We start from the raw sequence: 11,944 nt of genomic DNA, 5'->3' as shown, positions 1-11,944 counted from the left end.
AACCCATGTTTAAACGACTGTTGACCCTAACCGGGAGCTTGATAGCCGCCATGGCCCTCGGTGCCGTCCAGGGCAAGCCGCTTCCCCAAGAGGACCTCTCGGTTGCCGAAGTACTGCGCGACCGCGCACTGGAGTCCTCCGATGCCTACAGCATTGTGGAGTCACTGACAGTGGAAGTCGGCCCGCGCCGCGCGGGAACCGAAGGTGACCGCCGCGCTGTTGCCTGGGCTCAGCAAAAAATGAAGGCGCTGGGTTTCGACCGGGTGTATACCGAACAGGTCGAAGTGCCGCGCTGGGTGCGCGGTCACGCACATGCCGAAGTGATTGCACCCTACCCACAGCCACTGGTCGTCACCTCCCTGGGATTTGGTGTCGCCACACCGGAGGATGGGCTGAGCGCAGAGATTGTCGAGTTTGCCGATGTGGAAGCGCTGTTAAAGGCACCGCCAGAGCAAGTGAAGGGCAAGATTGCCTTTATCAACAAGCGTATGGAAAAGGCCCGCACCGGTGAAGGCTATGGCCCCGCGGTTCAAGGACGCAGTAGGGGGATGCGTGCAGCGGCCACAAAAGGCGCCGCAGCGCTGCTTCTGCGCTCCGTGGGAACAGACTCTGACCGTTTTGCCCACACCGGCATGATGGCGATCGATAATATTGGAAACCCGGTGCCCGCTTTGGCGCTCTCGGCACCGGATGCGAATTTGCTCGAAGCCATGCTCAAGCGCGGCGGGCCCGTAGTGGTCAGACTTGATGTCGACAATGAACGCCTTGCCGATGGCCCCTCTTTCAATGTGATCGGAGAGATCACCGGCCGCGAGCGACCCGAGGAGGCCATGGTGATTGGGGCCCATCTGGACTCCTGGGACGAGGGCACTGGCGCCCTTGACGATGGCGCCGGCGTTGCTATTGTCCTGGAGACGGCCAGGCTCATCGCAGAGCTGCCAGTTCGCCAGCGCCGCACCCTGCGCGTGATTCTGTTTGGCGCCGAAGAGATAGGCTTGGTGGGTGCCAAACAATATGTCGATGCCCACCGTCATGAACTGGATAATATTATCGCCATATCCGAATCCGATTTCGGCGCGGGGAAAATCTGGCGTTTTGACACCCGCCTGCCCGAGAACAAGTTCGATATCGCCGACCAGATGATGCAGTTGCTCGCGCCCCTCGGCATTGAACGCGGCAATAACGCCTCTTCCGGCGGTCCGGACAGCAGTGTATTCGTCGCCCGGGGCGTACCCGCCTTCGGCCTCTACCAGGACGGCACAGACTACTTCAACTACCACCATACCCCCAATGACACACTGGACAAGGTTGACCCTGAAAACCTTCGCCAGAATGTCGCGGCCTGGGTAGTGATTTCCTTCCTGGCTGCGGAAATGGAAGGCGATCTGGGCCGCATTCCCACTAAAACAGATTAGGCCGGGAATCAAGCCAGAAAGACCGCCCTTTGCCCATACCAAAAGCCCCCGCTGTTGGGGCTTTTCATTACCCACATAGCAAGGTCTCTTCCAGCAGCTGTCACTTCTCTTGTGCAAGTGCCCTGTCCACAACCTCTCACCGACATGATGTTATTACAGACTTGTTACTCACAGAAACCATGGATAGAGTTGTGTATAACTCTGGTATATCCCTCGCCAGCAGCCGATATACCGTACCTGTAGCCCGAGCGTGTAAAAAAGCAGCATTCCAAGTGACCCTTTGCAGAACCTCTGCATCACAAACACACCTTGGCTATCCACTTCTGCCGACCTTTTCGGTCTTATTGCCATCATTTTCAAGGTTACACAGAAGGGTTCTAATACAAGGGGAAACCGGATTGGCCTTCTGGATAACATCGGAGCCTGCAGCGCTAAACAGATTCAAGTGGGGATAAGGCCCGCTCTCTATGCAACTCCCCCTATAAAACCATCTCCTCCTTACGGTAGAAACTGGAGGCAGACCGACGACAGGGGGTCAGAACCCCTGGCCCCTTTATCCGTGGAAACCACAAATCGTGAATAACGCTGCTTGCAGAGCACTGCCCACTGGTGGTGATCAGCAGATATAACCCCCAGCCCAGAGAAGCTCTGCCAATTGGAATCTCCGCCGCTCAACGCACAGAACCGGCCTTTGAAAGCGCCCGAATCGACACCCCAGGGATTTCGTGTCAAAGTTACAGGCATTTATTGATACAACGAATGACCGAGATCGAAAAATGCCGATTACTCTGAACAATCCTTTGATTCCCGGCCTGTTGGCTGTCGCCATCTTCACAGGCTGTCAGGCCGATAGTGGCACAGAGGCAACAGCTCTGGCCGACAAGGCCCAAAGCACCCCTACAGAGGCGCCTGTCACCTTGGACGCCGAAGCGGAAACACACCGCCTGACCGAGTGGCTGGATTCACGGTACGAAGAGCAGTTACAGTTCAGCCCCATGCAACTGTCCTATCTCGGGCGCAAGGAGTTGTACGATCAAATAGACGATATGAGCGAGGCTGCAGAGGCGCGCCAGCTGGCCTGGATGGAGAAGACCGTTGCCGACCTGAAGAAGCACTTCCACTACGATAAGCTGACCCAGGAAGGGAAAAATTCCTACGATATCTGGCGCTACCAGTTTGAACAGGCCAGGGCAGCCGAACCCTTCAGGCGCCATGGTTACATCTTCGAGCAAATGGGCGGCTCTCAGTCACAACTACCCAACTTCCTGCTGAACTTCCACAAGGTGGACACTATCGAAGATATGCAGGCCTATATTGCCCGTATCGGCGGTATCTCCCGCGCTATCAACCAGTTGCGTGAGCGGGCCGAGCGGGCCGCCAAGGCGGGTATCCGTCCACCGCGCTTTGCCTTTGAGGGCGCTATCGAACAATCCAGTAAGCTGATTGACGGCCCCCCCTTCAAGGATGGTGATGACGCCCCCCTGTGGGCCAGCGCCAAGGGCAAGATTGCCGCATTGCTGGAAGCCGGTAAGATCAACCAGCAACAAGCTGACAAGCTGACCGCGGACGCCCGCAGGGCCCTGGAAACCCAATTCCTGCCCGCCTACAAAACCCTGATCTCCTGGCTCAAGGAGGATATGCAGAAAGCCTCTGCACAACCCCAGGGCGCCAGCAGCCTGCCAGACGGCTCAGCTTTCTATAACCAGCGCCTGGCCAATACCACCACCACCAAGCTGACCGCCGATGAGATCCATAATATCGGGCTGAAGGATGTGGCGCGTATCCGGGGAGAAATGGAAACCATCAAGGAGCAGGTCGGCTTCAAAGGTAGCCTGCAGGAATTCTTTACCTTTATCCGCGAGGACAAGCAGTTCTACTACCCAAATACCGACATGGGCCGCCAGAGCTACTTGAATGATTCGAAAGCCTTTCTCAACAATATCAGCACCAGGCTGCCCGAGTACTTCGGGTTGCTGCCCAAGGCAGAGCTGGTGGTGAAGCGCGTTGAGTCCTTCCGCGAGCAGGACGGTGGAGCCCAGCACTACTATCCGGGTACCCCGGATGGCACCCGCCCTGGGGTCTATTACGCGCACCTGTCTGACATGAGCGCCTACTCCACCACCGATATGGAAACCGTGGCCTACCACGAGGGCAATCCCGGCCACCATATGCAAATCTCCATTGCCCAGGAGCTGGAGGGTATCCCGCTGTTTCGCACCCAGGCGCACTTTACCGTCTACTCAGAGGGCTGGGCACTGTACTCTGAGAAGCTGGCCAAGGAAATGGGGGCCTATGAGGACCCCTACAATCTGTTCGGTCATCTGACTGCCGAAATGTGGCGTGCTATTCGCCTGGTGGTGGATACCGGTATGCACGCCAAGGGCTGGAGTGAAGAGCAGGCGGTGGAATACTTCCTGGAAAATTCCGCAATCCCGGAAACCGCTGTGCGCTCCGAAGTGCGCCGTTACCTAGTATGGCCGGGACAGGCCACCGCCTATAAGATCGGTATGCTGAAAATCCAGGAGCTGCGTAGACAGGCCGAGGAGCAACTGGGCGATAAGTTCGATATCCGCGGTTTCCACGATACCGTGTTGGGCGGAGGCGCTCTACCGATACCGGTACTGGAGAGCCGTGTAGCCCGCTGGGTGAAATCTGTTCAGGGCGCCTGATTGTAGGCGCTTAACCTGAGCAAAAAAGCCGCCTCGCTTGTCAACACACTCGGTAAATCCACTCTACCGCACCTTCTGTGGTTGCTGTGCGGGGCTGTGGCTTGGGGGATTGCTTTTTGGAAACCCATTGATACTGACAGGGCTATGCATGGGGAATATACCATGAAAAAACTGGCTATTTTTTTCTGTGTTCTGGCTGTGCAGTGCATCACCATGCCCCTGTGGGCGGAGGCCATACCTACAGAGATTACCGTGCGCGCCCAGGCCAGGGATGCGAAATTTATTGGCTCCTCCATTGGGGGTGCCATGGTCATTATCCGCGCGGCGGATACCGGTGAGATCCTTGCCAAAGGACTGACCCAGGGCAGTACCGGAGATACCGGCAAGATCATGAAAACCCCGCGGGAACGCTATCTACCGATCGCCACCGGGGCAGCGCACTTCACTGCAACACTGGATATCAGCAATCCGGTGTTTCTTACTATTGAAATCCTGGCCCCATATATTAAAAAACAGGCCCGCGTGGTTGCGCAAACCCAAACCTGGCTGGTGCCTGGCAAACCCATCAATGGCGAAGGGCTGATCGTGGAAATACCGGGTATGGTGGTGGACCTGCTCAATCCGCAGACACACCTCTACACCGGCCTCGACCAGAGCCCTTATGAGATCCGCGCCAACGTGGTGATGATGTGTGGCTGCTCAATTACCGAGGGCGGCCTCTGGGATGGCAGCACAATTGAAGTGGTGGCGCAGGTAAAAAAAGAGGGAAAGATCTTTGCCACAGTGCCGTTAAAGTTACGCGACACCATGAATACATTCAGTGCCCTTTTTTCCACCGATACACCCGGTGTCTATGAAATCCTGGTCTACGCCTATGACCCAAAGACCGGTAATACCGGTGTTAACAGAAGCAGCTTTATCGTACATTAAAGCGTGCGAATACAGTGCAAGCGACAAATAGTGTTGCCGGGTCCATGAAAAAGCATGCCGGTAAGGTGCACACCGCCGGCGGCGATCCAGGGCATTTCACCGGCCCGCGGCCCAATGAGACATTGCCGAGCCGGAGGGGTTGGATATCAAATTCCGTCTCAACCTTGCAAGTCAGTACAGTCAGTTACCCCCTCCCAGCTGCGCACGGCAGCAATCACTGCGCAATGGCACCTGGTGCCGAGCTTTGATCTAGAATCTAGCCACAGCCTACCGTGCCCCCGACTTGTGGTTTTGCGGCATAAACACACCATTATAGCGGCGCGGAGATAGGCTCCAAAGGGAGAGCCCTTGTAATGGGAGGAAAAAAAGAGAAGCTGGACAAAGCAGATCGATACGCACTGCTCGAAGAGCACCGCCCGGAACGTATTCAGGCGCGCCTGCACCGCGCACCCAAATCCCAGCGGGTTTCCGATTTTGTTTTGGGAGCTATTGATGGCTGTGTCACCACCTTCGCCATTGTAGCCGGGGCATTCGGCGCCGGCTTTTCCGAAGCAGTGGTGCTGGTCATGGGCTTCGCTAACCTGATTGCCGATGGCTTTAGCATGGCTGTGAGCAACTACGAAGCCACCAGCGTGGAGCGGGCGCAATTGGCGGCGGCAACCCGCACCGAATGCCAGCATATTGCCCTAGTGCCTGAGGGAGAACGGGAGGAAATTCGCCAGATCTTTCACCGCAAAGGATTTCATGGGGAAATACTGGAACAAATCGTCGCTACCATTACCGCCAATCGCAAGCTCTGGATAGAGACCATGTTGGCGGAGGAATACGGCATCAGTCGTTTCGCACGCAAACCCCTCGGGGCGGCACTGGTGACCTTTTTCGCGTTTATTGGAGTGGGCGCCATACCACTGCTGCCTTATCTTGTTCAACCGCTGAGCACAACACAGCAATTCTACATCAGCACGGTTTTAGCAGCTTGCACTTTCTTTGCCATTGGCCTGTGTAAAGGCTTTGTGTTTTCCCGCCGGATACTGGCCTCGGGACTCACAACGCTGATTTTTGGTGGGGCTGCAGCCGCGCTCGCCCTCGGTATCGGCTTTTGTCTGCGCAGTTTTATCGCTTAACAGTCATCACTATCAGGCCGCAACCACCTTGTTGCGGCCACTGTTTTTCGCACAGTACATACGCTTGTCTGCTTCTGCAAGCAACTGATTGTGAGGACAACTGCGGCTATTGCCTTCCACGACACCAAAACTGATGGAGACTTTCACCGGCTGTACGTAACGGCGGCTTAGAGTCTCTACCCTGCGACGTAACTTCTCTGCCAGTAGGCTGCCACCACGCACATCCGCGTTGGGCAGCAAGAGCAGAAATTCCTCGCCCCCCCAGCGCGCGACAATATCCCCCGCACGGGTGTTGTCCCTGAGCACCCTGGCAACATCCTGCAGGATACGATCACCGAACGCATGCCCGTAGGTATCGTTGATTGTCTTGAAATTATCGAGGTCGCCAATCAGGATCACATATTTACTGTGCAGCTCCCGATTGCGGTGCTCCAGGTCGTGGATGGCACGGTAGGCTTCGCGACGGTTGGCGAGCCCGGTCAGGGCATCTGTGGATGCGTTTTTCTCCAGTTCCCCTGTCAGTCGCTCCAGCAGCTGCTGTGTCTGGTGACGACTGCTATCAAGGAGCGCGGTCAGGGCTGTGAGAGCACCGAAGACTGCGATAAAGCGCGCGCGGTAAGCAGTGTCATATGTGGCAGTAAAACCGGGAAACTCAGGGTAGAAAAGCACACACGCGGTGGCAATACCGATACCCAAAAGGGCAACGGTGCCGGTTTTGTAACCGTAAAGGTTGATAAAACCGGGAACCAGCATAACAGCCCACATCAATCCGGTGTTGTTCACGCCACCGGTTAATAGCAGATAAAAGTAAAGTGCTAACAGCAGACCCCCAACCAGTAGCGGTGTCTTCTCACTGGGGCCTGACACATTGATGATGACGTAAGTACACAGGATTATCACTGCAACCACCGACAGTGTTATCGCCTGCAGTATTTCTGTGACAGACAGGGCAATGACGGCCATGGCGCCTGTTACTGCCATGGCGAATATCAACATATAAGAAGCAGCCAGGATGCGGCGGCGAAGGTCTATCTGCCGCATCTCCTCCACCGACGTACAAAGCGTGGGATTCTGTTTATTATACCCTGAATGCATGATTATCTCTGTTGCCATACAGACCGCAGTGGTCCCCAGTCCTGCAGCCCGGTGCCCGCACATGACTCCAGCAGAAGGCACCTGCCACAGGAGCGCAGCAGTGCTGAGTATAGGGGGATTCTTTCTGCAACCAAAGTCGCACGCTAAAGTATTAGTAAATCACACTTTGGAAATGGGACACCGTGAGACCAATTATACTGACCTGGGGCGATATTCTGACACTGCATGGGGATGCACTCGTGTGCCCAGCGCACAAACACCTGATTTGCGGGCGAGGTCTTTCCGCACAGATTTATGCGCGCGGTGGCGTGGAATTGGTAACACAGTGCCAACTGCAACCCGAATGTGCCGTAGGTGAGGCCCGTCTCACTCGAGCCCACCGATTGGGGGTAAACTATCTACTGCACACGGTGACACCCCAGTGGAGCAGCGGCGACCAATGGGGCGCACAGGCCCTGCAGCAATTGCGACACTGCTACGAAAATGTGCTAGCGCTGGCAGAACAAAACGGCCTAAAACACCTTCTCTTTCCCGCATTAGGGGCCGGCACCAATCGTTTTCCCCATGCAATTGCAGCCCATCAGGCACTGGCGGTGCTGACAGAATGCAGTGGCCAATTTGAACAGATTACTATCTGCCTGCACACACCAGTCGCATTGGGGGAATGGCAGGAGGTTAAGCAACAATTTTTTTCAGTGTGACAATTTTTCACCTGAGCATAGAAACGGTTGTGAATCAAATTTTCACTTATGACAATGCTGCGGCAGAAGTCCAATCTATTCTTCCTGCAGGTGCTGGAACCACATTGCATCAAAGGAAAGGACCATCTGTGCCACCACCGGTTTTTCCCAATAGAGTTTCCCAGCAACAAAGGCAGGCTGATTTTTCTCTATTTTATTGCCTTGCCAAACACGCCCGAATTTTCTCTCAAGGCATCGGATAACATCGCTACCGAATAATAACAGGCCGGCGCAATATCCAGTTAGTGTTTATTGTGTGGCTACCGAGACTGAACCAATCTACCCTATCGCAACAATGCCCCTATCACGGTTCACCCTCACCGAGAGAAAATCCTCTCTGCCTGCCGCAAACTCTTTCAGCGGTTCAACCAGTCGTCCATCGCCGCCAGTATCTGGTGCCGATAGGGCTGTGTCTCATTGATCATCTGGTGGCGGGCACCGCGAATCAATACCCTGTGGCAATGGGGAAATCGGTCACGGATCGCGCGCATATCGTAGCGCCAATCCACTGTACTATCACCGGTGCCCTGCACAACCAGCATTTTGCGAGGATTTCGTGCGGTTTTAGGGAAGGTTTTTATCCAGTCCACCATGGCACCGAGCCAGCACATGGAAATCACCTGGGACTGCAGAGGATCGCGCAGCGCCTGGCGCCGGGAGAATTCCGCATCGTGGGTATTGATATTGAATTCACGGCTGGGCTCGCTGATAAACAGGCGCCCCAGGTAGTACTTCCACTTGACCAGGTGCCAGTTTGCCGGGCGTACCAGTGGGGCAAGCAGGAAAATCTTATCCAGTGGCTGCCAGCAACTGTATTGCAAGTGGACCATTAACGCCGCCCCCCCGGTACTCTGTCCCATACCATGCCAGGGTCCTGGCAGCTTGTCGCTGGCAATATAGAGAAGGCGGTCAAATACCTGGCGGTATTGCAGGAAGGTCTGTATGGTTACCCGCTCCCCGCTGGAAAGGCCGTGACCCGGAAAATCGAAAATCACCACATTCAGGTTGCGCTCCAGGCCGAAGCGAATCGCCGGGCCATAGATACCGGTATGATCAAAGTATCCGTGACAGATAAATAGTGTGCCACGGGGGTTTTCCACCAGCCAGTATTGTGACACCAGCTCAAAGCCCGCTGCGATAAAGGTGCCAACCCCAGTTTTGTGGGCAAGCGGGAAGTGCAGGTCATAGAAATTCCGATAGTCCTGCAACTCCGTTATCAGTGGGACCGCGTCACTATTGAAGTCGAGTTGTGGCAACTTCCGGCGCAGCACCGAATAGTCCGGGCGCTTGATCACCGGACTGCTTTCAAAGTTACTGATATCTTGCAACGTATCCATTGGATCAATGGTACTGCATTTTCCAGTAAGGAAGTGACGGTGTGGCTGGCCAATAGATATTTGAATCAATAAGGGCGCGCGCGATAACCGCCCCTGTGGCTTTTAGCGCAAGTAACCGCTCACTTAATTGCTGGCTCCAGCTCGCCAGCGGCATAGCGTTCACTCATGGTTTCAAGGCTGACGGGGCGAATCCCGCTGGCCTGGCCAGTGCTGCCAAACGCTTCGTAGCGGGCCACACAGATCGCCCTCATCGCCTGCAGAGTGGCTTTGTAAAATTTACGTGGGTCAAATTCAGAGGGATTCTGGGCCAGGAAGCGGCGAATAGCGCCGGTAGAGGCCAAACGCAGATCGGTGTCGATGTTGACCTTGCGCACACCGTGCTTGATGCCCTCACAGATCTGCTCTACAGGCACTCCATAGGTTTCGGGAATTTCCCCCCCAAACTCGTTGATCACTGCCAACCACTCTTGTGGCACTGAGGAAGAGCCATGCATCACGAGGTGGGTATCGGGAATACGAGCGTGGATCTCCCTGATGCGACCAATGGCAAGGATATCGCCGGTGGGCGGGCGAGTGAATTTATAGGCGCCATGGCTGGTACCGCAGGCAATCGCCAGGGCATCCACCCTGGTCTTCTGTACGAAATCCGCTGCCTCTTCCGGGTCTGTCAGCAACTGCTCCTTGGACAATTTGCCCTCGGCGCCGACACCATCCTCCTCTCCCGCCATGCCGGTTTCCAGGGAGCCCAAACAACCCAGTTCACCTTCAACGGAAACACCGCAGGCATGCGCCATATCTACCGCGCAGCGGGTTACATCGACATTGTACGTATAGGAAGCCGGTGTCTTGCCATCTTCCTGCAGCGAGCCGTCCATCATCACAGAACTGAAACCCAACTGGATCGAACGCTGGCATACTGCGGGGCTGGTGCCGTGATCCTGGTGCATCACTACCGGGATTTCCGGAAATTCCTCAATAGCGGCAAGGATCAAGTGACGCAGGAAGGGAGCCCCGGCATATTTACGCGCTCCGGCAGACGCCTGCACGATAACGGGGGAGTTGGTCTCCCTGGCCGCTTCCATGATCGCGCGCATCTGTTCCAGATTGTTTACATTAAATGCGGGCACTCCATAGCTGTGCTCTGCGGCGTGGTCCAGCAACTGGCGCAGGCTGATAAGAGCCATAATTCATTCCTTTCTCATTTCTTCGTCGTATCTGTAATTGTGCTTTTATCAACTGCCAGCAATCACTGACAGGCGTGAGTTGAAATGCTGTCTCGATCGTTCGCACGGGACTCCAGCATGGCTACCGCCGGCAATGTCCTACCCTCCACATACTCAAGGAAGGCCCCACCGCCAGTGGAAATATAGGATACCTTATCGGCAACGCCGTATTTGTCCACCGCTGCCAGGGTATCACCACCACCGGCGATAGAGAACGCATCACAACCGGCGATTGCCTGGGACAAATGTTCTGTGCCGGCGCCAAACTGGTCAAACTCGAAAACCCCCATAGGGCCATTCCAGATAATGGTTTTGGCGTTTTTTAGGATCTGTGCCAGCTGCCCGGAAGACTGGGAACCAATATCAAAGATCATATCGTCTTTAGCCACTGTATCGGCTGACTTGGTTATTGCTGTGGCGGTCTCACTCAACGCCTTACTGGTCACCACATCTACAGGCAGAGGGATATTGCATTTCTGCATCAGCTCTCTGGCCGTATCCACCATATCGTGTTCACAGAGGGATTTCCCTACCGACTTACCGCTGGCGGCAAGAAACGTATTGGCGATACCGCCACCTACGATCAATTGGTCCACTTTGTCAGCCAGGCTCTCCAGAATGGTCAGCTTGGTGGAAACCTTGGCACCGCCAACGATCGCCACCAGCGGACGCGCCGGCTCGGCCAGCGCTTTTTCCAAAGCTTCCAGCTCAGCAGCCAAGAGCGGGCCGGCACAGGCTACCGGGGCATATTTGGCCACCCCATGGGTAGATGCCTGGGCCCGGTGAGCAGTACCAAAAGCATCCATCACAAAGACATCACACAGCTGGGCATAGGCCTTGGCCAGGGCTTCATCATCCTTTTTCTCACCCAAATTGAAGCGCACATTTTCCAGCAGAGCCACCTCACCATCAGCCAGTGTCACACCGCTGCGCCACTCCTTCACCAATGGCACTTCACGAGCCAGCAACTCGCCCAGATACCTGGCGACTGGAGCCAGGGAGAGCTCTTCTGCGTATTCCCCTTCGACCGGCCGCCCCAGGTGGGACATCAACACTACCCTGGCACCGGCATTGATAGCAGTCTGGATCGTGGGAATTGCCGCGCGGATACGCGCATCAGAAGTGATCTGCCCCCCTTTCAACGGAACATTCAGGTCCTCGCGAATGAGTACACGCCTACCCGTCAAATCCAGATCTGTCATCAGCTTGACCACCATCACCAGTCCTCTTCTACTTGATTAGCTGAAAATGCGGGCGCGGAGTATATCAACTGCCCTCTATCGTTGACGACAGCAAGACAAGGAAAAAGCCCTGATCGCGAGGGATCAGGGCCTTGCAATAGAAGCCTCACAGTGGCTCCAGTGTATGGCAAACCCCTCTCGCCACCCTTCGCGCCCTTGGCGCACCCACT

General features: G+C 55.5%; 10 protein-coding genes. 6 read left to right on the top strand and 4 right to left on the bottom strand.

Annotation, left to right across the window (positions count from 1 at the left end; genetic code table 11):
* Positions 1-5: 5 nt before the first annotated feature.
* From Q5Y71_RS02110 to Q5Y71_RS02095, 4 genes are all read left to right on the top strand, one after another.
* Entirely contained in the window at positions 6-1,415 is a 1,410-nt protein-coding gene (locus Q5Y71_RS02110; RefSeq protein WP_306039668.1) for a M20/M25/M40 family metallo-hydrolase, read from the top strand.
* Between the two features lie 725 nt (positions 1,416-2,140).
* Positions 2,141-4,084 (top strand): DUF885 family protein, encoded by a 1,944-nt coding sequence (locus tag Q5Y71_RS02105; RefSeq protein ID WP_306039666.1) that lies wholly within the window; start codon positions 2,141-2,143, stop codon positions 4,082-4,084.
* A gap of 162 nt (positions 4,085-4,246) precedes the next feature.
* Positions 4,247-5,014 carry a hypothetical protein gene (locus Q5Y71_RS02100; RefSeq protein ID WP_306039664.1) on the top strand — a complete coding sequence of 256 codons (768 nt, stop codon included), beginning with the start codon at positions 4,247-4,249 and terminating at the stop codon, positions 5,012-5,014.
* Between the two features lie 353 nt (positions 5,015-5,367).
* Positions 5,368-6,138 (top strand): VIT1/CCC1 transporter family protein, encoded by a 771-nt coding sequence (locus Q5Y71_RS02095; protein WP_306039662.1) that lies wholly within the window; start codon positions 5,368-5,370, stop codon positions 6,136-6,138.
* A 12-nt stretch (positions 6,139-6,150) separates the two neighbouring features.
* Here the strand turns inward: Q5Y71_RS02095 and Q5Y71_RS02090 are convergent, their stop codons facing one another.
* Positions 6,151-7,179 (bottom strand): diguanylate cyclase, encoded by a 1,029-nt coding sequence (locus tag Q5Y71_RS02090; RefSeq protein ID WP_306039661.1) that lies wholly within the window; start codon positions 7,177-7,179, stop codon positions 6,151-6,153.
* A gap of 236 nt (positions 7,180-7,415) precedes the next feature.
* Between Q5Y71_RS02090 and Q5Y71_RS02085 the strand changes: the two genes are divergently transcribed.
* Both Q5Y71_RS02085 and Q5Y71_RS02080 read left to right on the top strand, forming a co-directional pair.
* Positions 7,416-7,934: a macro domain-containing protein gene (locus Q5Y71_RS02085; RefSeq protein ID WP_306039659.1), complete on the top strand. Its 519-nt coding sequence runs from the start codon at positions 7,416-7,418 to the stop codon at positions 7,932-7,934.
* A 29-nt stretch (positions 7,935-7,963) separates the two neighbouring features.
* On the top strand, positions 7,964-8,176 hold the full coding sequence (locus tag Q5Y71_RS02080; RefSeq protein ID WP_306039658.1) for a hypothetical protein: 213 nt from the start codon (positions 7,964-7,966) through the stop codon (positions 8,174-8,176).
* A gap of 153 nt (positions 8,177-8,329) precedes the next feature.
* Here Q5Y71_RS02080 and Q5Y71_RS02075 read toward each other — a convergent pair whose 3' ends face one another.
* The 3 genes from Q5Y71_RS02075 to Q5Y71_RS02065 form a co-directional block, all read right to left on the bottom strand.
* Positions 8,330-9,310, bottom strand: a complete 981-nt coding sequence (locus Q5Y71_RS02075; protein ID WP_306039656.1) for an alpha/beta hydrolase — start codon at positions 9,308-9,310, stop codon at positions 8,330-8,332.
* A 119-nt stretch (positions 9,311-9,429) separates the two neighbouring features.
* Entirely contained in the window at positions 9,430-10,494 is a 1,065-nt protein-coding gene (fba, locus tag Q5Y71_RS02070; RefSeq protein WP_306039654.1) for a class II fructose-bisphosphate aldolase, read from the bottom strand.
* Positions 10,495-10,556: 62 nt separating this feature from the next.
* On the bottom strand, positions 10,557-11,750 hold the full coding sequence (locus Q5Y71_RS02065; RefSeq protein ID WP_306039838.1) for a phosphoglycerate kinase: 1,194 nt from the start codon (positions 11,748-11,750) through the stop codon (positions 10,557-10,559).
* Positions 11,751-11,944: the final 194 nt, after the last annotated feature.

The organism is Microbulbifer sp. 2205BS26-8, from assembly GCF_030731025.1.
Taxonomy (GTDB): domain Bacteria; phylum Pseudomonadota; class Gammaproteobacteria; order Pseudomonadales; family Cellvibrionaceae; genus Microbulbifer; species Microbulbifer spongiae.
The sequence above is the reverse complement of the archived record's forward strand: the minus strand, read 5'-3'. Positions and strand labels throughout refer to the sequence as shown.